We start from the raw sequence: 26,088 nt of genomic DNA, 5'->3' as shown, positions 1-26,088 counted from the left end.
ATTTTTCCATGCCCCAAACATTTTTATGTTTGAGGTTTCCTTAAAATCATTTTATAAACAATATCATTAGGCCTTACTGTATCATTAACCATTAACCCCACATTTTGACCTTTTTTTACCTCTTCAATATCATTACCATTAATTTGCATTGATTCAACCTTTTGAGTTAAGGATCCTGTTTTATTTCCTTGAATTATAATTTCATCACCAATTTTAAGGTCATCTAAGAGCCGGATTTCTGCTGCAGAAACATTTTTATAATAATTAACCACTAAACCAATGTCTTTTTTGATATATGTAGATTCATTATATTGGCTGGTTTCATAAGGTGTTTTAAAGTAAAATCCTGTGTCAAAACCTCTATTAAAAACTTTTTTAAGCTCTTTTACCCATTTTTCATCGAATTTCCAGTTGCCTGATTCATATTGGTCAATAGCTTCACGATAAGTTTTAGTTACAGTTGCAACGTAATCTGCAGGTTTAGCTCGTCCTTCTATTTTAAATACATCAATTCCTGCTTCAATGAGTTCTGGAACATGTTTTATCATACATATGTCTTTTGGGCTTAAAATATGGCTTTCATTTTCAGTTTGAATTAATTCAAATTCTTCTAAATCTTCAGATGTAAGTTTCCATTTTTTTCTGCATGGCTGTATGCATTCACCACAATTAGCACTTTTATTATAAAGATATGAGCTTAAAAAACATCTTCCAGATACTGCAACGCACATTGCACCATGGATAAAAGTTTCAATATCCAAATTTGTGTTTTCTTTAATTTCTTTTATCTCATGGATTGATAATTCCCTGGAAAGAACAACACGTTTAACATCGAACTCTTCAAGCAAGTTTAAAGATTCAAAATTAGAAATATTGGCTTGTATACTCATATGCACATCGATACCGTTTTCTCGCGCAATTTTAAGAGCGCCAAGGTCAGAAATTATAAGTGCATCTATTTCATAAGAATTAAGAGTTGGTATAATCTCTTTAAAATAAGTTATATCCTTATTTTTCATTATGGTATTTGTACAGACATATATTTTCTTATTAGAATCATGACATTGTTTTACTGCATCTTTAATGGTTTTAATGGTGAAATTTCGGACATTAGCCCTCATATTACATCCTTCAATACCCACATAAACAGAATCAGCACCATTTTTAATTGCAGCGTTCAATGCAGCAAAATCCCGTGCAGGTGAAAGCAATTCCACTATTTTAATCACCATTTTAGTTTTTTTAAGTTAAACTTTCTTTAAATATAAAAAGTAAAGATAAAATGAAATAAAAATTATTTAAGAGGATTAATTGAGTATTTAATTAGATTTAGGTTACTTTATGAAAAATTAGGGACATGTACATCGTTTAGCTTCATATTCTTCTATATTTTCAGGTAAAGATGTTGGATATTCTCCTGTAAGGCATCCAAGGCAAAGTTCATCTCTTTTTATGCCTATACATTCAACAAGTGCATCCACGCTCAAATATCCCAGGGAATCCACTCCTAAGTATTTTCTTATGTCCTCTATTTCCTTGCTAGAGGCTATAAGTTCTCTTTTTGTAGCCATTGCTATTCCATAGTAACATGGAGAAATTATTGGAGGGCATCCTATTCTTAAATGAATTTCCTTAACTCCAGCTTCCTTTAAAACATTAACTGTGGCTTTGGATGTTGTTCCTCGCACAATACTGTCATCTATAAGCACTATTTTTTTTCCTTCAAGTTCTGATTTAACAGGGTTCATTTTAAGCCTTACAGAGTTTTCACGTTCTGTTTGTGTGGGCATAATAAATGTTCTACCTACATAACGGTTTTTTATAAGTCCCTCTCCGTAAGGTAATCCTGATTCTCTGGAATAACCTATTGCTGCTGTAATTGCAGAGTCAGGAACAGGCATTACAACTTCTACATCTGCAGGATATTCTTTTAAGAGTGATTTTCCAATTTTCAATCTAACATCATAAACATTTCTATCATCTAATATACTATCAGGACGTGCAAAATAAACATATTCAAACATACAATGTGCTCTTTTGACGGATTTCTTGTTTTCCATCTGAAAGCTTTTTATTTCATCATTTATAATCATTATTTCCCCAGGTTTTATAGCCCGGATATATTCACCACCAATAGCATCAAACGCAACTGTTTCAGACGCTACAAGTATTATATCATCTTTTTTTCCAATGGAAAGTGGTTTTATACCCACTGGATCTCTTACAACAATTAAATCATTATTTAATAAAATAACAAGAGAATATGAACCAATTAATTTTTTAGATGTTTCCTGAATAGCGCTGAGTATATCTTCGGTTTTTGAATATTCTACGCTAAGTAAATGAAAAATAACTTCAGAATCTGTATCTGATTTAAATTTATGGCCTGATAATTCTAGTTCATGCCTTAATTCCATGGAGTTGATAATATCTCCATTATGGGCGATTGCAATATTTCCAAAATCAAATTCACTGCAAAAAGGCTGTGAGTTTTCTATTTTTGATTTACCTGTAGTTGAATATCTTACATGTCCAATGCCTACAGGTCCCTCAAGTCCTTCAATGTTTCCATTGTTAAATACGTCGCAGACAAGCCCCATACCTTTAGAGGTACCTATTTCATTCCCATCATGAACAGATATTCCTGCTGATTCCTGCCCTCTATGTTGTAATGCATAAAGGCCATAGTATATCGATCTTGAGACGTTTTTTGACTTATTATGAGAATATGCACCTACAATACCACACTTATCTCGCAATTTCCATTCTCCTCTTCTATGCTGATCTCTAACTGAAAATAAGGTTATTTTAAAATTTGAAATTATATTATATTTTATAATTAGTATAAATTAAATCTTCCCTTTATCAAACTCTTCTTTTAAATCTTCAATTTTTGAATCATAAAAAATTAGGACTGTTCTAATGATTTTAAGCCAATCAATAGCATCTTTTTTGGTTAAAGCAGCGATTCTGTTTTGGCCAACAACTAAATTTTCTGGTTTAAATTCGTTGCTTATAAAATAAATTTGTTCTTTAAATTCTAATTCTTCATCAAAAGCTTCTTTCCATAGTTCTTTAATAGGAAATACTTCAAATAACTCTTTATCCTGAATAGTTTTATATTCATTCTTCATTGCAGCAAATTTGTTCTTTAAATTTCCATGTTTCTCATTTAAACTTTCAAATTTCTCTTTCAGTTTAGCATTTTCTTTGGATATTTTTTCACTGTTATTAGAAATATCATCATTTGCTGCTTTTAAATCGTTGTTTTCTTCAGATAAATTACGAATATTTAATTCTGATTCTTTTAATTTATCTTCTAAATCGCGATACAATTTAATGTTAGCAATAGAAGTTAATCCTGACCTTATTATTGCATTTTTTATTTCATTTTGTATAAGGAAAGGGTCTATATATTCCACATCGTGGCCAAATGGAAGTTTCATTCTTTCAATATGTCCCACTTCATCTTTCAGGACTTTTTGGAACTTCTCTGCAAGTTCTCTTCCTGGCGCATCAACGTCAGTTGCAATTAAAACAATATCTGCTCCCATTACAGCTTTTTTAGCTATTTTAGAGCTGGTTGTGGGAATTATGGAGGATATGGTAATGTGGTATTCAGCTCCTAAAGCTATATTTCGCATAGCTTTAGAAATGCTTTCCACATCTGATGCACCTTCTACAATTATCCGTACATCAATAGGAGTTTTATTACCCATTTATTTCAACCTGTATCCTGTAATTTTTTTATTCTGCCAGCTGTAACTCCTGATCTTACTTGATCTGCCAAATCCACATGCTGCACAGTATTTTTTTCTTGCGTGATAGGAATTTTTACCACATCTTCTACATCTAATGTGGGTCTTTTTATTACGCTTACCAAATGATGGCGTTCCCTTCATTGATTATCCTCCTTTATTTTATGTTAAATTAGTCAAAATTCGATTTTATTAGCAAATTAGATATCAAAACGAGTTTTCGTTATCTAAAATTTAAGTTTTATCCTGGAGAGATATATACTATGTTGTCTCCTCTTATAAGCACAATTCCTAATCTTCGGGATGATTCCCCGTTTTCTAATTCTTCAGCATCGTTTAATACTAAATTCATGTGCATGTCAAAGCTTTTTAAAACTCCTCTAAATTCTCTTCCGCCTTTAAGCTTAATTAGTACCTGGGAGTTTAATGATTTACCTAATGCGTCAAGTGGTCTTGATACATTCACATTTTTCTGTACACTCACATTATCACCTATCCTATATCATTCATTGTTGGTGCGATTTATATTTAAATGTATCCGTTATCACTAATTATAAGATAACAGATTAATGGGTATAAGTCAGTAACCATTATAAATATTCCTGCTATTGAATAGTAATTAATCATTTAATCAACAATATTAACATAACTAGAATTTGAAATGTCTTTTAGAGGTAACTAAAGATATTGAACTAAATAAACTATAAAATAGCTACTACCTACAACATTATTTTTGTATATCACTATTTAAATACTATTTCTTTTTTTAATTTGTTTTTTATACCATTATAAACAAATAAAAACACAGGCAAATTACAGGCTAAATAGGAGTTATTAATATGGGACATAAACAGATAGACATTAAAATTGATGATGACTTTTATATTTCAGTGGATGAGGGATTAGAAGATATAATTAAAAACTTCTTTCACTGGGAATTTGAAACATGTAATTCATGTATTGATTATAAAGGATCAGTGTGGATCGAATTTTGCGAATATGGTGATTGGGAGAAGTTTTTACAGTTAGTACTTCGAAATAAAATCGCTGAAAAGGGAAAAGACCCTGAAAAGGAAACTCTCTGGGATTTTCTTCAAGAAAAATCAAATGTAAATCTGGTTTTTGATGAAGAACTCATAGAAGACCCTAACAACGAAGAAGGCACTGTTAGAACCGGGGTTCTCATAATATGTGTTGGTTTAAAGTTCCCTAAAGAATTAATGGACAAATTTAGAGAATTATTCTTTGAGGTATTTCCACCTAAATAATTTTTAATTATTACACTGTTTTACATTTTTTTTAATTATTTTTTTGATTATAATATATTTATTAAATGATGCCCATATCTATAATTTGTAGAAATAATTTTTATACGTTCTGAATTTCAAAGTTAGATTGGTGATATAATGCAATTTCCAATTACAAGGATGCGAAGATTAAGAAAAACACCTCAAATAAGGAAAATTTTAAGTGAAACAAAGCTCAACCCCGAAGATTTTATCTATCCCATGTTTGTTAAAGAAACATTAAAAGACGGCCAAAAAGAGCATATTGATACAATGCCTGGTCAATACAGATATTCATTGAATGATGCAGTTTTTGAGGCTAAAAAGCTTGAAAAAAGAGGTTTAGTATCAGTTCTCTTGTTTGGAATGCCTGATAAAAAAGATGATATAGGATCATCGGCTTATGATGAAAATGGAATAGTTCAAAATACGGTCCGCAAATTGAAAGAAGAAACAAATCTTGTGGTTATAACAGATGTTTGTATGTGTCAGTACACGACCCAAGGACATTGCGGAATAATTGATGATGATGAAATAATTAATGATGAAAGTCTTGAATATCTCTCAAAGATAGCTTTAAGCCATGCTGAAGCAGGGGCCGATATTGTAGCACCTTCAGATATGATGGATGGTAGAGTTGAAGCTATAAGGGAAACACTTGATGTAAATGGATATGATGATGTTCTTATAATGTCTTATGCTGCAAAATATGCATCAGCATTTTATGCACCATTTAGGCATGCTGTAGATTCCGCTCCATCATTTGGTGATAGAAAAACTTACCAAATGAATCCTTCAAATGTGAATGAGGCTTTAAGAGAGTCAGAACTTGATTTAGTGGAAGGTGCAGATATATTAATGGTAAAACCTGCAATAGCTTATCTTGATGTCATTAAATCTATTAAAGATGAATTTAATGTGCCAACAGCAGCTTATCAAGTTAGTGGAGAGTATTCAATGATTAAAGCAGGAATAGAAGCAGGTTATCTTACTGAAGATGTTATATATGAATCATTGATTTCTATTAAACGTGCAGGAGCAGATCTTATAATATCCCATTTTGCACCTGAATTTTTATAAGCAATAGCACAAATATTTTTATAAATAAATAATACAAACAATTAAAGGATAAACAGAGGATATAACATGAATTCCGATTTAATAGCAAAAATTGCACAAATTGCATCCGTTCTTGAAGTTAGCGGTCACCCCAAGCCAGGAAATGTTCATCGTACAAGAGACTACGACGATATGTGCTTTGAGGATTTTCTGATAAGCGGCATTGTTATTGGAGATTTAATGAAAAAAGCTGCTGAAAGAGGCAGCAAATATAGGGACGATTATTCATTACATAAAATCAGATTAGGAGAAATTATAAAGGAAGCTGTTATTGAAACAGATAAATGGATTGGAAATAACACCAATCTGGGAATTATAATGATGTTAACTCCTATTTCTGTTGCTGCAGGAATGAGTCATAATTTTGATGATTTAAGAAAAAATGCAGAAAGAGTAATGGAAGCCACTACTTCTCGTGATGCTTTAAATTTATATGATGCAATAAACATTGCTGATGCTGGAGGGATGGGTGAACAAGATGAATTAGATGTTTCAGACGCTGAAGCAAGGGCTAGAATCATAAAAGAAGATATAAGTATGTATAAAGTGCTTGAAATGTCATCTAAATGGGATTTATTATCTTATGAACTTACAAATGGTCTGCCTGTCACATTTGAAACTGGTTTTCCTACATTTAAAGAAATAAAACATGAATATGGGATAAATAAAGCAACAATCCAAACATTTCTAACAATTTTATCTAAAAATCCTGATACATTAATTTCAAGAAAATATGGGAATGATATGGCCAGAATAGTATCAGCAGATGCAGATTCCATTCTTCAAAACGGAGGAATATTAGATCCTCACGGAGAATTTTTAATCAATGAATTTGACAAACAACTAATCAAAAATAAGCTGAATCCTGGAACAACTGCAGATTTAACTGCTTCTTCAATAATGGTTGCTTTTCTTGAAGAATCATGGTTTAAATGATAATATAATTTAAAATTATAAAATGTATAATGAATAAAATAGTCTATGGACAAATAATGGATAGAGGTAAATTATCATGCTTCAAAATATCATCAATGAATTAACACAATATGAAAAAATGGTTTTAAAGGGATTAGAATCATTTAATTATGAAACAACACCTGAAAATATTGTAGAATCTCAAAACTTAAATATTAAGTCTGTAATGAGTGCAGCAGGTGCTTTAGAGTCTAAAGGACTTATTGAGGTTCAAAAGGATGTTAATGAATTTATCAGTTTGAGTATTACTGGAAAAGGATATGCAAAAGAAGGATTACCTGAAAGGCGAATATTAAAAACACTAAATGATGAAGATCAGATCCCAATGAAGGATTTAAGTAATAAAGCTGATTTAGATTCTTCAGAAGTTAAAATAGCCATAGGCTGGCTACTCCAAAAAAAGTGGGCTACAATTGATAAAGGTATTGTAACAATAACTGAAGCTGGTCGAAATGCAGTATCTAATGAATATAGTGATGAATTATTATTAGAAAAACTTCTTGAAGTCAATAAATTACTTTTTTTTAACCCTTCCAAATTAATTAAAGAAGGATTTGATCTTTTAAAGAAAAGAAAGGGAATATTAGATGTAAAAAAAGAACATAAATACTATTTAAAAGTAACCAAAAAGGGCAAACAACTACTTGAAATGGGCATAGATATTAAAGAAGATGCAACACAACTTACTCATGAGCAGCTTAAAACAGGATCCTGGAAGAAATTAAATTACAGAGGTTATGATGTCCAGGCAGAACATCCTGACACATTTCCGGGAAAAATGCACCCATTGCAAAGAACTATTGAGGATATAAGGCAAATATTTCTTAAAATGGGATTTACAGAGTCAAGTGGCACTATTCTAGAATCGGCTTTCTGGAATTTTGACTGTCTTTTCCAGCCCCAAGACCATGCTGCACGTGAAATGCAGGATACATTTTATATAAAAAATCCTAAAAATGTTAATTTACCCTCAGATGAGCTTGTAGAAAATGTTCGTATGGCTCATGAAAATGGAGGATGCACAGGCTCTGAAGGTTGGGGCTATTTGTGGGATGTTGAAGTAGCAAAACAATCTGTGCTTAGAACACATACAACATGTGTATCTGCACGGTACTTAGCTGAAAATAAACCTCCATTAAAGATGTTTTCAGTTGGAAGGGTTTTTAGAAGGGAAACAATAACATATAAACATCTTCCTGAATTTCACCAAGTTGAAGGAATTGTTGCAGCAAATGACATAACATTTAAAAATCTTCTTGGGATTTTAAAGGAATTTTATCATAAGCTCGGCTTTGAAGTTAGATTCAGACCCGCATACTTCCCTTATACTTATCTATCTGTAGAATGTGAAATCTATTTACCAGATAAAGAGACATGGATAGAACTTGGAGGAGCAGGAATGTTTAGACCAGAAGTTTTAGAGCCTATTGGTGTTAAAACACCTGTTGCTGCATTTGGTCTTGGAATTGAAAGGTTAGCCATGATGCGACTTGATATAAAGGATATCAGAATGCTTTATAAGAGTGATATTGGATGGTTAAGGAAATTACCAGTTAAACTAGACTAAATAATTTATTTTCTTTTTAAAATTATTATTTCTTATTTTTATAAATCACAATACGTTTAAAAATTGAAAATTTTGAAAACTTTTTTAAAAAAAGCCGTATAAAATCACAGATTTTTCGGTCTTCAAAACCAAAGGTTTTGAAATGTTGACCAGTAATTCCAATTAACATTAAATAAATCCTTTTTTTTAGGAATTTTTTTGATCAACCTTTTTTAAAAAAAGGTTGACCAGTAATTCCAATTAACATTTAAACCTATCTCAGATAATAATGTTCCATGTTAATTAAAAAGTTAAATAATGGGTTTATTAACCCACAAAAATTAAAAAGTTATTGAAGAATACTTTTTTTAAGCTCTCTTTCAGATTCTGCTATTAAATCTATTTTCTTTATAACAATGCCTTTTTTATGCAAATATGTTGCAAGCTGAACTGGTGTTATGGTTTCTTCTACATCTAAAATAATGGCTTTATCTTCATATGAGATTCCACAAGGACCATATTCATTTAAAGCTTTAAATGTAGCCTCTACATCACTTGTTTGCACCCTATAAGAACGTATCTTTTTAGTTACTTGTGAAACATCAATATTCATCCGCTGTAGTTCAATTAATATATGCTTGCTTAAAGCTTCATCAAGCACTTCAACATCTATAACATCTTTTTGACGGTTTATACGTACAGCCTGAGAAATTTGAGCAATGTCCCTTGCATGGGCAAAACTTGGATCTAAACCTTCTCCTCCCTCAGCAGCAGGCATGTAAACTTTAATAAATCTTTCTAAAGTATCTTCATTATAAGTTTCCTTTAATTCATCAAGATTCCCCTTAAAAACCTCTATTAATTCATCAAGAGGAGGAGCTTTAAGGAAGATATGTAATGGTGCTCTTCTAAGGTGTGCTTCGTCCATTATGCTTATATCAAGGTTAGTTGAAAATGCAGGTATAAAATGGCTGTGAACAACTACAGGAATTCCCCTAACATAGATAACATCCTTTTTATTTTCCATAGGCACAATAAGCCGGTTTAAAATGAGTTCGTGGTCATCACGTTGCCTTCCAAGATCGTCTATTAAAAGAACTCCACCATTAGCTTTAATAATTGGAGAAGTTTCATATAATCCTTTATTAGGGTTATAATTTGTCTCTAATTTATTTAAACTTAGTTCTGAACCTGTAAGCACGAATGGCGCATGTATTTTAACCCATCGAGGATCTTCTGGCTGTTCATCACTCATCTTATGGAAATCCGGGTCAAATAGCTGAACTACAGCCCCTCCAAATTCAATGAATTTAGGTATTATAAGAGGAGGAAGTAAATCTGATGCCTTGCTTACAATAAAAGTTTTACCAGTTCCTGGCGGCCCATAAACAAAAATACCCTTTCCAACAGTACATGATTCTACCAACACTTCCTTAGCATACGATACTCCCACAACATCCTTAAAAGTGTCTTCAAATACCTCACCAGGTATTGTCAAAGGATATCTCCCTTTTAATTGAGCTTGCATAAGTTTGTAGTAGTCCTCATACGAAACTGGCGTCATACCAATATATGGACTCTCTTCAAGAATTCTTCTGGCTTTTTCATGCCCCTTTTTGGTTACAGTGTAATCAACACTTGAAAATAGGAATCCTCCACCTACTGGAGCACACAAACCATCTTCTTCCAGTTTTCTTAGGGTTCCTTCCAAAATATCCCAGTGAATTCCAGTCATTTCATTAATTCTACTTGTTTTTATAGTCCCATAACTAGATATTATTTTTAGAATTGAATTATTAACAAAAGTGCTTGAAAGTTTTAATTCTTCGAGAGTTTTAGGTTGTTTGAGGATTTCAAAAATCTTTTCCATTTTATTGTCATGATAATAATTCATTGAACCACCTGAATCATTTGAAAGTACGCTGAAATTTTTTAAATAATATTTATAATTTATTTCATTAATCTTTAGATAAATTTATTAGATGTTTTTCATTTTTATGCGATTTCTTTAGAGAATATTTTTTAATTCACCTATATTGGGCAGTACTTTTAATTCAATGCCTTCTTCTTTAATATATTCTTTTTCTGATTCTGTTAACTCGGAGTTAACAAGAATAGCAGGTATTCCTGCATTTAAAGCCCCCATTATGTCTTCGCTGAATTTGTTGCCTATCATGATGGAGTTTTTAGCTTCACATCCCATCTTTTCAAGTGCCACTTCAAATATTTTAGGATCAGGTTTTTCCACTCCTGCACCTTCTGAAGTTATAACATGGTCAAAGAAATGATGTAAATCAAGCCTGATTAATTTTTCCCACTGTTTAATAGTTATTCCATTGGATACCACTCCAAGATCATAACCTCTCTTTTTAAGATAAATTAAAGTGCTTGTTGTCTGTGGAAACAATCTAAGCAGTGCGAACTTAACATTATGATATGTAATCATTCCTAACGCTATTAAAAGAGGTCTTTCTTCTCCAAACACTCTTTTAGTTAAAATATTGAAATGCTTATCATAATTAGAACCATATTCATCTATTATCTCCCTTAAAAGAATGTATGCATCATCAGAAGATAATGGTAAGCCTGCATCAATCATTACATTGAGTGCCGCTTTCCTTGCAAGTTTTGCAAAGCCAGATGTATCATATAAAGTATCATCAATATCAAAAAGAACTACCTTTATCATAATCCCACCTAGTTAATTCTAAAGATTAGTTATAGTTTGACTAAAATTAGATATATAGTTACGGAAAAATAAAATATTTAATATGGGAGTTATAATATATAGAAAATATATAATATTACTTTTTTTATTAAAATTAGCTTAAAAAAATGCATCAAGGCTGCTCTGCTTTTCTTTATGCAATATTTCTTGTTCAGAGTATCCAATAGCTTCTATTATTCTTCCAACTGCAGGGAGCACTTGGTTTTCAATATAATAATTTGGATCATAATTAGAAAGTTTAACATCTTCTATAGGCACAGCACGATTACTAATAGGTTCTCTTCCCTTTACAATAACATATCGTATGATAGAACCTCTTCCAACGTCCCTTCCCTTTTCTATAGCCTTTTTTGCAGCTAAAACATGAGGGGCCTTTTGAGAATATTCATTTGGATTTTTTGTAAGCTGCGTATGGATTACTAAGTCTTCTAATTTAACATTTCCACTTTTAATGTCCTCAATTACATCTTTTATAATTTTTGCTGCTTTTTGAGGATCTGCGTCTTTTAAAATAGCTGTAAGAACTTTTTGCTGAGTATTTTTAGTTATTGGTGCCCAATCCCTTCTTACAAGTTCCAAACCTTTAACAGTGATAGTATCGTCTTCAATAAGAGCATATCGTTTTTTTGTTACAAAAAAACCTCTTTGATAAAAACCTTCAAATTCCAGTTCCATACCTTCAGGTAAATCTTTATTTACCGAATTGAGGAACTTTTCAGCACTTTCTAAAATTTCTTCATTCAATGGATACACCATTATTGAATATGATTAAAAAAAAATAAAAATATTAATTGGTTTTATTCAACCAATATACCATTAATAATACCGTGCTGACCTGGCCTTGAAGTTACTTTAACAGTTCCTGCACTGGTTTCAACTACAGCACCTTTTGTAATAATGTTCCTACGTACAAAATGAGTGTTAGCACTGTTTTCAACAACATTTAAAATTTCAGCTACTTCCACTTTTTTTGTTTTAGGATCTACAACATTGATTTTGTTATCATTGGTGAGCCTGATTTTTTCGTTTCCGCCTTTTGTTCTGACTTTTTTAACTTTACGGTCACCTATTTTGGTTTCTGCTGCCCCTTTCCCAAGTTCAGCTTTCCTTTTATTTTTGTTAAGCTTACCGCGTCCTCCGCTAGGTTTTCTTAATGATTTACCTTGCCAAATTGCCATTATATACACCTCTATATTTTATATGTTGATTTTTTTAGATTATCTAGGAAATTTCACTTAATATACTTCGTTTATTCGAATATAACTAAGATATCATTCCCAAAAAAGCATTATTTGGAAAATAATTTACTTATATATTTTATTTCCAAGAAGCATTATTTATAGCTATCTTTAAATTTACTACATAAATATTATGCTTCTGAATATATTTAAATATTTCAAAGTTTCAACTTCATTTAATTAAAAAATATATTCTTAACTTACAAGTATATAACAAGCCATATATATTTTGTTATGCTTATCCATTAATAACTAAATTAAATTTAAAAGATAAGCATATTATGATTACTTAAAAAACTACTTAAAAATAGGTTTAATTTGAAACTAAAGTTAAATAAGGATACAATATAAACAAAAACAACAGGTGAACTTATGAAAATCAGCATGGCACACGGCGCTGGCGGAGAAATGATGCAGAGTCTAATATCAGATATTATACTCAACAATATCAAAAACAAAAATGTTAATGGTGGAATTGGACTTGGAGAACTTGATGACGGAGCTACAATTCCTTTCGGGGACTATGAAATTGTAATCAGCACAGATAGTCATACAGTTGACCCCTTATTCTTCCCTGGAGGAGATATTGGGAAATTATCCGTTACTGGAACAGTAAATGATGTAGCAGTCATGGGGGCAAAGCCTCTTGCAATTGCAAACGCAATGGTAATTAGTGAAGGGTTTACAAGTGATGAATTTGAAAAAATAATAAAATCCATGGATGAAGCATGCACTGAAGCAGGAGTAGCTCTTGTAACTGGAGATACAAAAGTAATGGAACATGACAAACTGGATAAAATTGTTATTTCAACAACAGGAATTGGAATTGCTAAAAAGGGAGAAATTACAAGTGATTCTGGTCTTGAAATAGGAAATAAAATCATATTGACTGGTAGCGTTGGAGACCATGGAATTGCACTCATGTCTTATCGTGAAGGATTTGGATTTGAAACAGATTTAAAATCAGACATTGCACCAGTAGTTGAAATGACTGAAGCAGCCCAAAAAATTGGAGGAATAAAAGCAATGAAAGATCCAACTCGTGGAGGGATTGCAAACGCCTTAAATGAGCTTGCATCTAAATCTAGAGTTGGAATGATGATTTATGAGGATAAAATCCCTGTAAAAGAGCAAGTTCATGCAGCGTCTGAAATGCTTGGAATTGACCCATTTGAAGTTGCAAATGAAGGAAAAGTTGTAATGGGTGTTGAAGCTGAAAATGCAGAGGAAATTCTTCAAGCCATAAGGAAAACCAAATATGGAAAGGAAGCTCAAATAATTGGTGAAGTCACTGATGATAAACATGTAATTATGGAAACTTCCCTTGGCGGTAAAAGAATTTTGGAGGCGCCGATAGCAGATCCCGTTCCAAGAGTCTGCTAAAAATTATTTTTATTTATTTTAATCTAATTTTTTAAGGAAATATAAAAAAATATTTATAGATTAAAAAATATAGCATATTTATTAAATTTAAAAGGAGTATAAAATGGAGAAATTGTGGGGGAAACGGTTTTTAGCTTTAATAGTAGACGCTGCAGTTATAACACTTATAATATGGGTCTTAAGCGCACTTATATATCCGTTAATTGCATTTGCTAATATTTATGGTATTTTAAATTATTGGCTAATTCTAACAGCAATTATTATCATGGCCTATTTCACCTATTTTGAAGGTAGTTCTGGTCAAACTTTAGGAAAAAGTCTGATGAAAATCAAAGTAGTTGCTGATGAAGGGAAAATCGATTACAGGAAAGCATTCATAAGGAATTTATCCAAAATTTTATGGGTTCCTTTAATTGTTGATGTAATTGCAGGATTTGCTGCAGGTAATTCTAAAATAAGGTATTTGGATAAAATTGCTGCAACCAATGTTGTTATCACAGCTAAAGAAGTTAAAACTGTTAAAGAATCTGAAAAAACTGCTTGAATTAAATATTCAAAATGTTTTCAATATTATTTTTATTTTTTTACTATTTCTAATGTTTTAGTTTAATTTATATCTCATTTATAATGCTATTTTTTTTTAATTGAATAATATTGAAGTGGAATTTATAGTTTCAATCCAAATATTTATTTAAAAATACATAATATTAATTATAACTTTTTTAAATAACTTCAATTAAGGTGAAATTAATGTCATTAAATTATAAAATACATGAAAAATATAGAATTATCGCAATAATCTTTTTTATAGCAATAATATTATTTTTAAGCTATTATTCCACTCCTATAAGTGGAAAAAACAGTTTTTATTCTTTATTTTGTGGCCCAATTCTTCTTACCTCTGTTTGGAAAAATAAAAGAATGTGGTTTGCACCAGTGTTTCTGGCAATTGTATTAATCTTTATTCAGCTTTTCTACAGACAATTTGGAGCTTCATTTTTTGAAGGATATTTCCAGATGGTCATGTTCATATTTATAGTTATAATTGTTGCTTTTTTAGGTGAAAGGATAGAAAAAGTAAGAATTCTAAACGAATTAAATGAAAATTTGAAAAAAGAGAGTGAAAAGCTTGAAGATGCAAATAAAGAGCTGGAAGCATTTGCATACTCTGTTTCCCATGACCTTAGAGTTCCTTTAAGAGCAATTGATGGATTTTCCCGTATCGTAATTGAAGATTATGAAGATAAGGTTGATGATGAAGGTAAAAGGCTTCTAAACATTATTCGAGAGAATACCCATAAAATGGGGCAGCTGATAGATGATATTCTTCTTTTATCCCGTGCAAGTCGTCAGGAAATGAAGATAATGCCAATCGACATGGAATCTCTTGTAAGAAATATTTTTAATGATTTAAAACCTTCCATTGAAGACCGTAATGTTCAAATAGAGATTAAACCACTCCTCCCTGCTTCAGGTGATAGAATATTGCTTCAACAAGTCTTAAGTAATCTAATAACTAATTCCATTAAATTTACAAAAAATAAAGATAATGCAATAATTGAAATTGGTAGTGAAGAAGGAAAAAATGAAAATATTTACTATGTAAAGGATAATGGGGCTGGTTTTAACATGAAATATGCAAACAAGCTGTTTGGACTTTTCCAAAGATTACATGGAAGTGAAGAATTTGAAGGCACTGGCGTTGGACTTTCTATTGTTCAAAGAGTTATCAGAAGACATGGAGGACGTGTTTGGGGAGAAGGAAAAGTTAATGAAGGAGCAACTATTTATTTCACATTACCAAAATAGAATAATAACTTTAAACTGCATATAATATTTAGTTTATAACATAGAACGAGGATATTAAAATGAATCTGAATGAAGTTGAAATTCTACTTGTAGAAGACAACAAAACAGACGCTGAATTGACAATTAGAGCATTAAAAAGGAAAAATCTTACCAATAATTTGGTATGGGTTAAGGATGGTGCTGAAGCTCTGGATTTCATATTTGCTAAAGGAGAATATTCTAAAAGAGACATCCAAGGGCTTCCAAAATTGGTATTGCTTGATTTAAGAATGCCTAAAGTGGACGGGCTTGAAGTTCTTCAAACTATTAAGGCTGATGATCGAACAAAAAAGATCCCTATAGTCGTTTTAACTTCTTCTAAAGAAGATAAAGATATTGTAGAAAGCTATGAGCTTGGAGTAAATAGTTACGTCAGCAAACCTGTTGAATTTGATGAATTCACAGATGCAGTATCTACATTAGGACTATATTGGATGTTACTCAATAATCCGCCAGAATAAGGAGAAATAAAATGGAAAAAGACCTTAAAATCCTGATACTCGAAGATGTGGCATTTGACGCGGAATTAATAGAATATGAGTTGCGTCGTGAAGGTTTAGGATTTTTATCAAAGCGAGTAGAAACTGAAGAAGATTTTATAACACAGCTTAATGAATTAAAGCCTGATTTAATACTGGCTGATAATTCACTTCCTAGTTTTGATGGTCTTTCTGCTTTAGAGATTGCAAATAAAGAATGTCCATACACTCCTTTTTTGTTTGTAAGTGGTAAAATAGGGGAAGAATTTGCAGTAAATGCGCTTAAGAAGGGTGCAACCGATTATATATTTAAAAATAATCTTTCAAAATTAGTACCTGCAATTCAAAGAGCATTAAAGGAATACAATGAACAAATAGAACGTGAAAAAGCTGAAGATGCACTAAGAAGAGCATATGCTGATTTAGAACAGCAAGTTCATGAAAGAACTGCAGAATTATCCCAAGTCAATGAAGGTTTAATTGCTGAAATGGATGAACGTAAGCAAATAGAGAATAAACTTAAAATATCTCTTGAAGAAAAGGAAATATTGTTAAGAGAAATTCATCATAGGGTCAAAAATAATTTACAGATAATAAGCAGTCTTTTAAACCTTCAATCAATTTATATAGCCAATGATGAAATGCTTGAAATATACAAAGAAAGCCAAAATCGTGTTAAATCAATGGCAATGATTCACGAAAAACTGTATCAATCAGAGGATTTAGCAAAGATTGACTTTGGCGATTATGTGAAAAGTCTGATTTTAAATCTTTTCAGTTCATATGGTGTTAATGAAAGCCTAATTAAACTTGAAATTAATATTAACGATATTTTATTAGATATAAATACAGCTGTTCCTTGTGGGTTAATTATTAATGAATTAGTAACAAATTCGATAAAACATGGATTTCCTGATATATACAGCCAAAAAGAGTTAAATAGATTAGTTACAGGTCCTGATGAAAAAGAAAGTAAGATTAATATTGACATTAATAAAAATGACGAAATTTATACAATGAATGTCTATGATAACGGTATCGGCTTTCCCCAAAATTTGGATTTTAAAAAAACAGAATCATTAGGCATGCAGCTTGTAATTAGTTTAATAGACCAGTTAAGAGGTACTGTAGAACTTAAAAGGGAAGATGGAACCTTTTTTGAGATTGTTTTTAAAGAATTGAAATATAAAAAGGAATTTTAAAACTAATGGAAAGCTCATTAACAAATTATAATGTTGGCAATTAAAAAAAAATGAAAGTTTAATCAAAAGGATGAATCACTATTTTTCATTTCTTCATAGGTTCCTATTTTTAATATAACTGATCCTCCTACCTCAGAAGTTGCATTACTTGCTATAACTTGACCGTTTTTCCATATTGTGATATTAAGTGGACTGTTCCCATTATCAGTTTTTGTAGCACTTACTTTAAGTCCTGTGACACTTTTAAGTATTGAAAATGTTTTTCCGTTAGAACCGCTGATTGAAATAGCTTCATTTGATTCACTACTACCATTTAAAAGATAATATTTCAGTTGACCTGACCATGTTCCAGGATAATCAATTTTTACAAGATAAACAGAATTATTATACTCACCTTCTTTCATAACACTTGAACTGAAGATACAGCCAGATCCTGTAACTAAAAAGACAAAAAGAAGCAATATAAAACCGACTAAAAATTTATTCAGCTGATTTTTAATTTCAAACACCCCTCTTAGTTAATTTGTAACTAAATCATAATAAATATTACTTTAATGTAAATAACCTTTTTTAAACTCTAATACACCACTAAATAAAAAAATGTATATAAACTTTTTTTAAATAAAACCCAATGACATTCAGAAAATATCTATAAATATCAAATGAACATAGAATTAAAGTACAGCTAATTTAGATGTGAGGAAATATGGGCAAAAATTATGAATCTAGGGAAACTATGATGGGCGCATCCACAAAACAAGGTTATGATATAGCCTCAAAAAGTAGGGAAATAGTAAGGTCGTTAATCGAAGCTAAAATAAAGAATCTTTCTTCAAAAGAGCAATCAATAGTTGAAAGAATTGTTCATTCCACTGCAGACCCAGAATATGCTGAAATTACTAAAATATCATCTAATTTTATAGATGAAAGCATTAAATCCATTAAAGCCAAAAAAGGCATTCTAACAGATATAAATATGGTTAAAGCAGGAATAAATAAATATGAAGGAGAAATAAATTGTTATATAAGTCATGATGATGCCATAAAACTTGCAAAAGATGAACAGATAACTCGTGCAGCTGCTGCAATACGTATTGCACATCAAAATGATTTTGATGGAATTATTGTAATTGGAAACGCTCCCACCGCCCTTTTTGAAGCCATAAATTTGGTTGAAAAAGAGGGTATGAAAGTAAGGTCAATTATTGGTGTCCCTGTAGGTTTTGTTGGTGCAACAGAATCTAAAGAAGCATTAACAAATGCCAATATACCTAATATTATAACTAAAGGGCCAAAAGGCGGGACTCCTGTTGCTGTTGCAATAACAAACTCACTTATTCGTATGTGTGACGATTAATTTTTAAAAGATAAATTTAAAATATGAAATATCATAATTTAACGATTTTATATTTAAACAAATAATATGAGGGAGCTTAGAACATGAAATCAGAAGAACTATTTAATGAAGCTAAAAATTATTTGCCCGGTGGAGTAGATTCTCCAGTAAGAGCTTATAAACCATACCCTTTCTTTGCAAAGCATGCAAAGGGTTCAAAACTCTTTGATATTGATGGAAATGTTTATATAGATTACTGTCTTGCTTATGGACCTCTTGTTCTTGGACATGCAAATTATCGAATAATGAAAGATGTTAAAAAACAATTAGAATTGGGTTCCGCTTATGGAGTTCCAACAGAAAAAGAAGTAGAACTTGCAAAGACTGTGATTAAAAAAGTACCTTGTGCTGAGATGGTTAGATTCGTGAATTCTGGTACTGAAGCTACAATGAGTGCAATAAGACTTGCAAGAGCTGCAACAGGAAAAAAGAAAATCATTAAATTTGAAGGTTCTTATCATGGTGCTCATGATTATGTTCTTGTAAAATCAGGTTCAGGAGCAGTTGGATTACCTGATTCCCCAGGCGTACCTGAAGAAACAACACAAAATACAATATTAACTCCGTTTAATGACGAAGAATCATTGAATGCATTGATTAAAAAAGAAGGAAATGAAATTGCAGCCATAATTGTAGAGCCCATTATGGGAAATATTGGATGTATACCTCCAAAAGAAGGCTATTTAAAGTTTTTACGTCAAATAACTGAAGAAAATAATATTATTTTAATATTTGATGAGGTTATAACCGGATTCAGGATAGCTGAAGGTGGTGCACAGGAATACTTTGGTGTTACACCTGATCTTGTTACTTTAGGAAAAATACTCGGTGGAGGATTCCCTATGGGGGCTTTAGCCGGTAAAAAAGAATTAATGGAAATGATAGCACCATCAGGAAGTGTATATCAAGCTGGAACATTTAATGGAAACCCCATATCAGTTACAGCAGGGCTTTCTATGTTAAAACAGCTCGATCATAGATTCTATGCTGAAATGGATAAAAAAGGAAATGTTTTAAGGAAGGGTATTCAGGATATACTTGATGATGCAGATTTAAACTTTAATCTAGCAGGTTTAAGCTCTATGTTCCAAATATACTTTACAAAAGAGGAAGTATATGATTATAGCAGTGCTAAATCTGCAGACACTGAAAAATTTGACCAATACTTCCATTACTTACTTAAAAATGGTCTTTTCTTACCGCCGTCACAATTTGAGTGCTGCTTCCTTTCTTTGGCACATGATGAAAGTGATACCCAAAAAACATTAGAAGTTATAAATTCAGCTTTAAGCTCAATTAGATAAAAAAATAGTTACAAATTATTTTTTTTATTTATTTTAATGCATAAATAGCTAAAACGATGATTAAAGCCATAAAAATTAGTATAATCCCTATTTTTATATAATAATTATCTTGTATAATGTCAGTGATTATAAATTTATTTTCTCTTTTTTCCTTAACATGGGACAGTAATCTATTTTCTTGATGCATAATTTCATCGATGACCATCTTTTGGTCTTTAATTTCATTATTAAGGTCTTTATCTTCAATTATATTCCATAATGACCAATCATCTGTACTAACTTCTCTAATTTGTCCACTTTTAATCTCTTTTAATAATTTTTCTTGTTTGGTGATACTTTCAGATAGATTTTCCAGGAATTTTTTACGTTCGTATGCTTTAGTTTTTATAACTTCGACTATTTGTTCCAATTCTTCGTATTCATCATAATACTCTATGCTTTCTTGACCATGAACAGTGTTTTCGGGTGTGTGATATGTTTCTTTGATGTCATCGAGAGTTTCATAATATTCTAAAGATCCACTGCATTCGCATGTTGAGAAATCTTCAGGGGATTCGTTAATTTTTAGTTTATAGTATCCATAGCAACTATTACAAACAAGATAACCATTTGGTTCAATTTCAAAGTTTGTTCCAATAATCTTTTTCAATTCATTAATTCTCTTTGCAGGAGTTTTATCATGAGTATTCTCCTTTTTACCTAAATTCACAATAACGCCGCCTTTTTTAAATAAACCTACCTAATTGCATAAAGACATTTCAGGCAATAGAATAAAGAATTAATTTGCAGTTCAATGCCGCGTTGATAAAAAATTTAAATTATTGAATTTCAGATTATAACACCTTTATGCCCAATTTTTATATAATATTAAATATATCATATATTAATGTAATAAGTAAATTTCGTATATTTTTAAATAGATAAAATTAAATATATGTTTTTTTTAAAGGAAGATATATCTTATTTTATGTATACCAAATTACCATTAAACAGTTAAATATCTTAAAAATTATTAATAGTTAACTTTAGCCGTGGATTTGCCCATATAGAAAGAATTTCAGTCTTTTTTTAAGAAATTCAAGTAAATAACTGATTGTTGGAAATAATTGACATATAATCAGTTTTCATATGCTTAAAATTCAATATGTAAATAATTTAAATGAATATGGATATATTTTTAATTAATTGGAGTAACCATGAAAATAGCAGCAGGCATTGGTAACAATAAAAACATAGTTGAAGCTTCCAAAAAAGTAGATTTTGAAGTAGTTTTAACAGAATCAGAAGATGATCTAGTGGATATGTTATTTAATAAAGAAGTAGATGCTGCTGTAAGAGGTTCACTCAGTGCTTCAAAGATTATGGAGAGATTAAAAGAAAAATATAGTAATAAAATTTGTAGAGCCTCATTATTAGAGGTTGAAAACCATAAATTTCTTCTTGCGCCAGTTGGAATAGATGAAGGAGATAACATTGAAGAAAAAGTTCAAATAGCTGAATTAGGGGCTGGATTTTTATTAAGTTTAGATATTGAGCCTAAAATAGCTGTGTTATCTGGTGGAAGACGTCAGGATGTTGGTAGAAGCCCTAAAATAGATATTTCCATTGAAGATGGAGAAAAATTAACGCAGATACTAAAAAATAAGTATTCTGTAAAACATTATTATATATTAATAGAAGAGTCAATAAAAGATAGAGTAAACTTCATTTTGGCACCAGACGGAATAACTGGAAATTTGATCTTTAGAACTCTGGTTTTATTGGGTTCTATAAAAAGTCATGGTGCTGTAACACTTGGAATTAATGAAATTTTTATAGATACTTCACGATCACAAACTGTAGAAGGTTATATAAGAGCTTTAGAACTTTCTAATTACTTAGCAAGCTTAAAAAGTAGGAATAAACATGCGAATCTTAAAACCAGTTTATAAAGTTTATGAATGGTACATTTCACGTAATCTTAAGCCTGAAAATATGCCAAAACATATTGCCATAATAATGGACGGTAATAGACGTTATTCAAAGTTGATGGGGAATATGCCGGCCATAGAAGGTCATGAAAGAGGAGTAAGCACTCTTGAGAAGGTTTTGGATTGGTCAATTGAGATGGGTATAGAAATAGTAACCGCATATGCATTTTCAACAGAAAATTTTAAAAGACCTCCAGAAGAGGTAGAAGGCTTAATGAAGCTCTTCCAGAAAAATTTTGAAGACATAGCGAATAATCCAAGGATTCACAAAAACAAAGTCAGGGTAAAGGCAGTGGGTCAGTTAGAATTACTTCCAGAAAACGTAAGGGAAGCAATAAACATTGCAGAGGAATCTACAGCTTCATATGATAAACGGCTGGTAAATATTGCAATAGGTTATGATGGACGTATGGAAATAATTGATGCTATAAAAAAGATTTCAAAAGAAGTTAAAGAGGAAAAAATAAGTCTTGAAGATATAAATGAAGAGTTAGTTAACAAAAATCTTTATACTGCTGGTTTAAAAGATCCTAATCTTATAATAAGGACAAGCGGAGAAGAAAGACTGAGTGGATTCTTACTTTGGCAATCTTCATATTCCGAACTCTATTTCTGTGATAGCCTATGGCCAGAACTTAGGAAAGTAGACTTTTTAAGGGCACTTAGATCATATCAAGAAAGAGAGAGACGTTTTGGAATATAAAACTCCATATTTTTTATTTATTTCATATTTAATTTAAAAAATTTTATTTTGAGGAAAATTTATGATTGATACACACTGTCACGTTGATTTTAAAGACTTTAACAAAGATAGAGAAGAAGTAATTAAAAGAGCAAAGAAAAATTTAAGTGCCATAATTAATTCAGGAGCCACATTAGGTGGAAATAGACGCGTTTTAAAACTTGTTGAAGAATATAAAGGATTTATACATGGTACACTTGGTTTTCACCCTGTAGATGCATCAAAAGCTGATAATTCCATTATTGATGAAGCATTTAAAGAAATACATGAAAATATAGATAAAGTAGTTGCAGTTGGAGAAACCGGCCTTGATTTTTACCATATAGATGATAATGAATCAAGAAAAAGGCAAATAAAAATGTTCAAATCATTCATTGAAATTGCAAATGAATATGATAAGCCTATTGTGATCCATGCAAGAGATGCTGAATTAAAAGCATTTGAATTAATAAAGAAATATTCAAAGGATATTGATGCAGTGTTCCATTGTTATGGCGGAGATCTTAAAACTGCAAATAAAATAGTGGATGAATGTCATTATATTTCATTTTCAACTATAATTTGCTATTCAAAATATCATAAAGAGCTTGTAGAAAATATACCGTTAGAATATGTTCTTACAGAGACTGATAGCCCTTATCTTTCTCCTTTTAAGGGCCAAAGGAATGAACCAGTAAATGTTGAAGAAACTGTTAAAAAAATTGCAGAAATAAAGTCAATATCTATTGGGAAAGTGGATAATATAACAGAAAAAAATGCAAAAAATGTTTTTGGAATTTAAAAGTTGAATAATGTATATAAATTCTATTTTCTTTTATTTAAGATTATTTTTCATTATCCAATTCTTCAAAGACTTCTTTTGCCACGTATATTCCATTTAAAGCCGCTGGAAAACCGGCATAAACTGCCATTTGCATTAAAACTTCAATAATCTCTTCGCGGGTGCATCCTACATTTAAAGCTCCTTTAATATGACTTTTAAGCTGTAATGGAGCAGTGCCAAGAGTGGTGATAGCTGCAACAGTTACCAGTTCTCTTGTTTTTAAATCTAATGCTGGACGGGTGTAAATATCACCATAAGGAAATTCTGCAACAAAACGAGCCATATCTGGAGCAATATCTTCTAAATTATCTGCTAATTGTTTGTATGATTTTGGATTCATTATTTTAAGCATTTCCATTCCTTTTTTGTAACGTTCTTCACTCATGTTTTTCCTCCAAATATATTGTTGTAATCAAAAAATTAAGTTGTACCTTAACATACTTAATTAAATAGGATGATATATTAAAATAATCTTTAAATCCAGTTATAATTGAAAAATTGAATGGTGATGGAAATGAAAATGAAAATATTTTGCACATTAGCAATATTTATAATAATGTTTGGAATTGGCCTTCAATCTGTAAGTGCAGCTCCACAAGACACAATAAACAATATTACGAATACAACACAACAAGCTCTTAATAATGCCTCTCACGTTGCCAATCAAACAGCACAAGATGTTAATAATTTCTTAGGTCCAATTCAAAGCATTCTAAACGCCATAAATTCAATAATTCAACAAATTTTATCTGCATTTGGCGGTGGACAGTAAACACTTCTTTATTTTCTTTTTATTAAATTAAACCGAATTTTAAACTTTCATGTGATATGATGAAACCTTACATAATATTAAACGCTGCAATGACTTTAGATGGTAAAATTGCAACAAAAACTGGAAGTTCTGAAATTTCTGGCAAAGAAGACCTTATAAGAGTCCACAAACTCAGAAAAAAGATGGATGCAATAATGGTGGGGATAAATACTATTTTAGCTGATGATCCTCGCCTTACAGTACATAAAATAAAAGCTGAACCTCAAGATAATCCTGTAAGAATTGTTGTTGATAGTTCTGCTCGCACTCCTCTTTATTTCCGTATTTTAAATGATGATGCACCTACAATTATTGCCACAACTGAAAATGCAGACCCTGAAAAAGTAAGGGAGTTAGAAAAAAAAGCAACTGTTTTAAAATGTGGTGAAGGTAGGGTTAATCTTAAATTGTTGATGAAGGAGCTTTCAAGTAATGGAATAAAATCATTAATGCTTGAAGGAGGATCAACTCTAAATTATTCAATGCTTGAAAACAATCTTGTGGATGAAATCAGGGTATGTGTAGCCCCTATGATTGCTGGTGGAAGTAACGCAAAAACATTGGTTGACGGTGACGGTATTGACCAAATGAGTGATGCATTTAAATTAAAATTTAAAAAAAGTTATTGTTTAGGTGAAGATTTAATATTAGAGTACAAAGTAATCTAGTTATCATAGTCCAATAGTTTTTTTAATGATATTACTGTCATTTTTTTGTTGAAATTCCTATTTTTTTAAAAAGGCCATATAAACTCCAAGTAAAAGGAGTATAATGGCTATTCCCCAGATTAAATAAACAAAGAACCATTGAGCAGCAAAATAGACTACCATTATCAAAAGTGCAATTATGATATATACAATACCCATAATTTTCTCGTTCATTTACTCAACCTCCCTTAAATTTTATTATGTTACACATGATTATTATATTAAATCCTTATTTTTTAAAATCTCTAAAGGATTATCTTTTAATATGATTTCAATATGATCTTCAGGTATTCCTGCACCTAATGCAAACTTATAAGCTGTTTCATATGATATTATATCTCCTGGTGAACAGCACTCAAATTAGTTCCTTCAATCACAGGCTCTACCAGTGTTTCTCCATGAACTACGATAATTTCAGCATCAAGCTTACGGGCTTTAACTGCGAGTTTTCCAATTATTTCTGCAGGGGCATGGGTTATTTCAGCACCTTGAATAACTTCTATATCCCAATTTTCCTTTATATCCTGTATTACGCCCCTAATTTTTTTAATACAATCTATGTTTGATGCGTCAACGTGATCGGTTATTGCTATTGCTTTATGATTTAATACACTTGCTCTTCTTGCAATTTCAGAAGGTAAAAGCTCACCATCACTGAATATACTGTGCATATGAAGATCTATTCTTTTATTTATCTAATTCCCCTCCCTAAACCCCTTTAAATTATGACTAATATTATTTTTAACATTTAAATATAGGATGTAAAGATTTAA

29 protein-coding genes and 1 pseudogene are annotated in these 26,088 nt (G+C 31.0%); 16 read left to right on the top strand and 14 right to left on the bottom strand.

The genetic code is table 11. The features are described from left to right. Window positions 1–23: 23 nt before the first annotated feature. The 5 genes from HZC47_07195 to HZC47_07175 form a co-directional block, all read right to left on the bottom strand. Window positions 24–1,220 (bottom strand): U32 family peptidase, encoded by a 1,197-nt coding sequence (locus tag HZC47_07195; GenBank protein MBI5680658.1) that lies wholly within the window; start codon window positions 1,218–1,220, stop codon window positions 24–26. Window positions 1,221–1,349: 129 nt separating this feature from the next. After that, window positions 1,350–2,759: an amidophosphoribosyltransferase gene (gene purF, locus HZC47_07190; protein MBI5680657.1), complete on the bottom strand. Its 1,410-nt coding sequence runs from the start codon at window positions 2,757–2,759 to the stop codon at window positions 1,350–1,352. A 90-nt stretch (window positions 2,760–2,849) separates the two neighbouring features. Then, on the bottom strand, window positions 2,850–3,719 hold the full coding sequence (locus tag HZC47_07185) for a topoisomerase (GenBank protein ID MBI5680656.1): 870 nt from the start codon (window positions 3,717–3,719) through the stop codon (window positions 2,850–2,852). Next, entirely contained in the window at window positions 3,720–3,902 is a 183-nt protein-coding gene (locus tag HZC47_07180; protein ID MBI5680655.1) for a 50S ribosomal protein L37e, read from the bottom strand. Window positions 3,903–3,999: 97 nt separating this feature from the next. Then, the gene (locus HZC47_07175) at window positions 4,000–4,242 is read right to left on the bottom strand and encodes an RNA-binding protein (protein MBI5680654.1); all 243 of its coding nucleotides are present in this window, start codon (window positions 4,240–4,242) and stop codon (window positions 4,000–4,002) included. Between the two features lie 355 nt (window positions 4,243–4,597). Here HZC47_07175 and HZC47_07170 point away from each other — a divergent pair, with 355 nt between their 5' ends. From HZC47_07170 to HZC47_07155, 4 genes are all read left to right on the top strand, one after another. Beyond that, window positions 4,598–5,026: a hypothetical protein gene (locus HZC47_07170; GenBank protein MBI5680653.1), complete on the top strand. Its 429-nt coding sequence runs from the start codon at window positions 4,598–4,600 to the stop codon at window positions 5,024–5,026. Window positions 5,027–5,164: 138 nt separating this feature from the next. Further along, a complete protein-coding gene (hemB, locus tag HZC47_07165) occupies window positions 5,165–6,124 on the top strand; it encodes a porphobilinogen synthase (GenBank protein MBI5680652.1) in 960 nt (319 codons plus the stop codon). A gap of 66 nt (window positions 6,125–6,190) precedes the next feature. Further along, window positions 6,191–7,099 carry a triphosphoribosyl-dephospho-CoA synthase gene (locus HZC47_07160; GenBank protein ID MBI5680651.1) on the top strand — a complete coding sequence of 303 codons (909 nt, stop codon included), beginning with the start codon at window positions 6,191–6,193 and terminating at the stop codon, window positions 7,097–7,099. 76 nt (window positions 7,100–7,175) lie between these two features. After that, window positions 7,176–8,705 carry a phenylalanine--tRNA ligase subunit alpha gene (locus tag HZC47_07155; GenBank protein MBI5680650.1) on the top strand — a complete coding sequence of 510 codons (1,530 nt, stop codon included), beginning with the start codon at window positions 7,176–7,178 and terminating at the stop codon, window positions 8,703–8,705. A gap of 328 nt (window positions 8,706–9,033) precedes the next feature. Here HZC47_07155 and HZC47_07150 read toward each other — a convergent pair whose 3' ends face one another. The 4 genes from HZC47_07150 to HZC47_07135 all read right to left on the bottom strand — a co-directional run bounded on the left by HZC47_07150 (window position 9,034) and on the right by HZC47_07135 (window position 12,590). Beyond that, complete coding sequence (locus tag HZC47_07150; GenBank protein MBI5680649.1) at window positions 9,034–10,578, bottom strand: ATP-binding protein; 1,545 nt, start codon at window positions 10,576–10,578, stop codon at window positions 9,034–9,036. A gap of 114 nt (window positions 10,579–10,692) precedes the next feature. Further along, complete coding sequence (locus HZC47_07145; GenBank protein ID MBI5680648.1) at window positions 10,693–11,373, bottom strand: TIGR02253 family HAD-type hydrolase; 681 nt, start codon at window positions 11,371–11,373, stop codon at window positions 10,693–10,695. A 138-nt stretch (window positions 11,374–11,511) separates the two neighbouring features. After that, window positions 11,512–12,168 carry a hypothetical protein gene (locus tag HZC47_07140; GenBank protein MBI5680647.1) on the bottom strand — a complete coding sequence of 219 codons (657 nt, stop codon included), beginning with the start codon at window positions 12,166–12,168 and terminating at the stop codon, window positions 11,512–11,514. Between the two features lie 41 nt (window positions 12,169–12,209). Further along, window positions 12,210–12,590, bottom strand: coding sequence for a 30S ribosomal protein S8e (locus HZC47_07135; protein MBI5680646.1), 381 nt, complete (start codon window positions 12,588–12,590; stop codon window positions 12,210–12,212). 432 nt (window positions 12,591–13,022) lie between these two features. On the opposite strand from HZC47_07135, the gene hypE reads away from it, so the two are divergent. From hypE to HZC47_07110, 5 genes are all read left to right on the top strand, one after another. Continuing rightward, the gene (gene hypE, locus HZC47_07130) at window positions 13,023–14,033 is read left to right on the top strand and encodes a hydrogenase expression/formation protein HypE (protein ID MBI5680645.1); all 1,011 of its coding nucleotides are present in this window, start codon (window positions 13,023–13,025) and stop codon (window positions 14,031–14,033) included. Window positions 14,034–14,136: 103 nt separating this feature from the next. After that, window positions 14,137–14,577 carry an RDD family protein gene (locus HZC47_07125; protein MBI5680644.1) on the top strand — a complete coding sequence of 147 codons (441 nt, stop codon included), beginning with the start codon at window positions 14,137–14,139 and terminating at the stop codon, window positions 14,575–14,577. Window positions 14,578–14,954: 377 nt separating this feature from the next. Continuing rightward, entirely contained in the window at window positions 14,955–15,842 is an 888-nt protein-coding gene (locus HZC47_07120) for a two-component sensor histidine kinase (protein ID MBI5680643.1), read from the top strand. A gap of 59 nt (window positions 15,843–15,901) precedes the next feature. Next, on the top strand, window positions 15,902–16,342 hold the full coding sequence (locus HZC47_07115) for a response regulator (GenBank protein ID MBI5680642.1): 441 nt from the start codon (window positions 15,902–15,904) through the stop codon (window positions 16,340–16,342). Between the two features lie 11 nt (window positions 16,343–16,353). Further along, on the top strand, window positions 16,354–17,562 hold the full coding sequence (locus tag HZC47_07110; GenBank protein MBI5680641.1) for a response regulator: 1,209 nt from the start codon (window positions 16,354–16,356) through the stop codon (window positions 17,560–17,562). 62 nt (window positions 17,563–17,624) lie between these two features. Here HZC47_07110 and HZC47_07105 read toward each other — a convergent pair whose 3' ends face one another. After that, window positions 17,625–18,071: a hypothetical protein gene (locus HZC47_07105; protein ID MBI5680640.1), complete on the bottom strand. Its 447-nt coding sequence runs from the start codon at window positions 18,069–18,071 to the stop codon at window positions 17,625–17,627. A gap of 227 nt (window positions 18,072–18,298) precedes the next feature. Between HZC47_07105 and HZC47_07100 the strand changes: the two genes are divergently transcribed. Beyond that, window positions 18,299–18,919 carry a cobalt-precorrin-8 methylmutase gene (locus tag HZC47_07100; protein MBI5680639.1) on the top strand — a complete coding sequence of 207 codons (621 nt, stop codon included), beginning with the start codon at window positions 18,299–18,301 and terminating at the stop codon, window positions 18,917–18,919. An 83-nt stretch (window positions 18,920–19,002) separates the two neighbouring features. After that, window positions 19,003–20,262, top strand: a complete 1,260-nt coding sequence (gene hemL, locus HZC47_07095; protein ID MBI5680638.1) for a glutamate-1-semialdehyde 2,1-aminomutase — start codon at window positions 19,003–19,005, stop codon at window positions 20,260–20,262. Between the two features lie 28 nt (window positions 20,263–20,290). Here the strand turns inward: hemL and HZC47_07090 are convergent, their stop codons facing one another. After that, window positions 20,291–20,971 (bottom strand): hypothetical protein, encoded by a 681-nt coding sequence (locus HZC47_07090; protein ID MBI5680637.1) that lies wholly within the window; start codon window positions 20,969–20,971, stop codon window positions 20,291–20,293. A 487-nt stretch (window positions 20,972–21,458) separates the two neighbouring features. Here HZC47_07090 and mtxX point away from each other — a divergent pair, with 487 nt between their 5' ends. The 3 genes from mtxX to HZC47_07075 all read left to right on the top strand — a co-directional run bounded on the left by mtxX (window position 21,459) and on the right by HZC47_07075 (window position 23,755). Next, a complete protein-coding gene (gene mtxX / locus HZC47_07085; GenBank protein ID MBI5680636.1) occupies window positions 21,459–22,193 on the top strand; it encodes a methanogenesis marker protein Mmp4/MtxX in 735 nt (244 codons plus the stop codon). Next, the gene (uppS, locus tag HZC47_07080; protein ID MBI5680635.1) at window positions 22,168–22,935 is read left to right on the top strand and encodes a di-trans,poly-cis-decaprenylcistransferase; all 768 of its coding nucleotides are present in this window, start codon (window positions 22,168–22,170) and stop codon (window positions 22,933–22,935) included. The genes mtxX and uppS overlap by 26 nt, the downstream gene beginning before the upstream one ends. Before the next feature lie 61 nt (window positions 22,936–22,996). Beyond that, entirely contained in the window at window positions 22,997–23,755 is a 759-nt protein-coding gene (locus tag HZC47_07075) for a TatD family hydrolase (GenBank protein MBI5680634.1), read from the top strand. A 43-nt stretch (window positions 23,756–23,798) separates the two neighbouring features. On the opposite strand, the gene HZC47_07070 is transcribed toward HZC47_07075, so the two are convergent. After that, window positions 23,799–24,182, bottom strand: coding sequence for a carboxymuconolactone decarboxylase family protein (locus HZC47_07070; protein MBI5680633.1), 384 nt, complete (start codon window positions 24,180–24,182; stop codon window positions 23,799–23,801). Between the two features lie 129 nt (window positions 24,183–24,311). Here HZC47_07070 and HZC47_07065 point away from each other — a divergent pair, with 129 nt between their 5' ends. Beyond that, window positions 24,312–24,569, top strand: a complete 258-nt coding sequence (locus HZC47_07065; GenBank protein MBI5680632.1) for a hypothetical protein — start codon at window positions 24,312–24,314, stop codon at window positions 24,567–24,569. A gap of 59 nt (window positions 24,570–24,628) precedes the next feature. Beyond that, complete coding sequence (locus HZC47_07060) at window positions 24,629–25,276, top strand: 2,5-diamino-6-(ribosylamino)-4(3H)-pyrimidinone 5'-phosphate reductase (GenBank protein MBI5680631.1); 648 nt, start codon at window positions 24,629–24,631, stop codon at window positions 25,274–25,276. Window positions 25,277–25,333: 57 nt separating this feature from the next. Here the strand turns inward: HZC47_07060 and HZC47_07055 are convergent, their stop codons facing one another. Both HZC47_07055 and HZC47_07050 read right to left on the bottom strand, forming a co-directional pair. Continuing rightward, the gene (locus HZC47_07055; protein MBI5680630.1) at window positions 25,334–25,489 is read right to left on the bottom strand and encodes a hypothetical protein; all 156 of its coding nucleotides are present in this window, start codon (window positions 25,487–25,489) and stop codon (window positions 25,334–25,336) included. A gap of 42 nt (window positions 25,490–25,531) precedes the next feature. After that, window positions 25,532–26,010 (bottom strand): annotated as a pseudogene (locus HZC47_07050) (histidinol phosphate phosphatase domain-containing protein). Between the last annotated feature and the right edge of the window lie 78 nt (window positions 26,011–26,088).

This window comes from Methanobacterium sp. (genome assembly GCA_016222945.1).
GTDB lineage: Archaea > Methanobacteriota > Methanobacteria > Methanobacteriales > Methanobacteriaceae > Methanobacterium_D.
Note: the sequence above shows the minus strand (reverse complement) of the source record. Positions and strands in the feature narration are given on the sequence as shown.

Coding starts and splice junctions, on each gene's coding strand:
- HZC47_07185 (MBI5680656.1), bottom strand. CDS start 3,719: ATGGGTAATAAAACTCCTATTGATGTACGGATAATTGTAGAAGGTGCA.
- HZC47_07180 (MBI5680655.1), bottom strand. CDS start 3,902: ATGAAGGGAACGCCATCATTTGGTAAGCGTAATAAAAAGACCCACATT.
- HZC47_07170 (MBI5680653.1), top strand. CDS start 4,598: ATGGGACATAAACAGATAGACATTAAAATTGATGATGACTTTTATATT.
- hemB (MBI5680652.1), top strand. CDS start 5,165: ATGCAATTTCCAATTACAAGGATGCGAAGATTAAGAAAAACACCTCAA.
- HZC47_07160 (MBI5680651.1), top strand. CDS start 6,191: ATGAATTCCGATTTAATAGCAAAAATTGCACAAATTGCATCCGTTCTT.
- HZC47_07155 (MBI5680650.1), top strand. CDS start 7,176: ATGCTTCAAAATATCATCAATGAATTAACACAATATGAAAAAATGGTT.
- HZC47_07150 (MBI5680649.1), bottom strand. CDS start 10,578: ATGAATTATTATCATGACAATAAAATGGAAAAGATTTTTGAAATCCTC.
- HZC47_07145 (MBI5680648.1), bottom strand. CDS start 11,373: ATGATAAAGGTAGTTCTTTTTGATATTGATGATACTTTATATGATACA.
- HZC47_07140 (MBI5680647.1), bottom strand. CDS start 12,168: ATGGTGTATCCATTGAATGAAGAAATTTTAGAAAGTGCTGAAAAGTTC.
- HZC47_07135 (MBI5680646.1), bottom strand. CDS start 12,590: ATGGCAATTTGGCAAGGTAAATCATTAAGAAAACCTAGCGGAGGACGC.
- hypE (MBI5680645.1), top strand. CDS start 13,023: ATGAAAATCAGCATGGCACACGGCGCTGGCGGAGAAATGATGCAGAGT.
- HZC47_07125 (MBI5680644.1), top strand. CDS start 14,137: ATGGAGAAATTGTGGGGGAAACGGTTTTTAGCTTTAATAGTAGACGCT.
- HZC47_07120 (MBI5680643.1), top strand. CDS start 14,955: ATGTGGTTTGCACCAGTGTTTCTGGCAATTGTATTAATCTTTATTCAG.
- HZC47_07115 (MBI5680642.1), top strand. CDS start 15,902: ATGAATCTGAATGAAGTTGAAATTCTACTTGTAGAAGACAACAAAACA.
- HZC47_07110 (MBI5680641.1), top strand. CDS start 16,354: ATGGAAAAAGACCTTAAAATCCTGATACTCGAAGATGTGGCATTTGAC.
- HZC47_07100 (MBI5680639.1), top strand. CDS start 18,299: ATGATGGGCGCATCCACAAAACAAGGTTATGATATAGCCTCAAAAAGT.
- hemL (MBI5680638.1), top strand. CDS start 19,003: ATGAAATCAGAAGAACTATTTAATGAAGCTAAAAATTATTTGCCCGGT.
- mtxX (MBI5680636.1), top strand. CDS start 21,459: ATGAAAATAGCAGCAGGCATTGGTAACAATAAAAACATAGTTGAAGCT.
- uppS (MBI5680635.1), top strand. CDS start 22,168: ATGCGAATCTTAAAACCAGTTTATAAAGTTTATGAATGGTACATTTCA.
- HZC47_07075 (MBI5680634.1), top strand. CDS start 22,997: ATGATTGATACACACTGTCACGTTGATTTTAAAGACTTTAACAAAGAT.
- HZC47_07070 (MBI5680633.1), bottom strand. CDS start 24,182: ATGAGTGAAGAACGTTACAAAAAAGGAATGGAAATGCTTAAAATAATG.
- HZC47_07065 (MBI5680632.1), top strand. CDS start 24,312: ATGAAAATGAAAATATTTTGCACATTAGCAATATTTATAATAATGTTT.
- HZC47_07060 (MBI5680631.1), top strand. CDS start 24,629: ATGAAACCTTACATAATATTAAACGCTGCAATGACTTTAGATGGTAAA.
- HZC47_07055 (MBI5680630.1), bottom strand. CDS start 25,489: ATGAACGAGAAAATTATGGGTATTGTATATATCATAATTGCACTTTTG.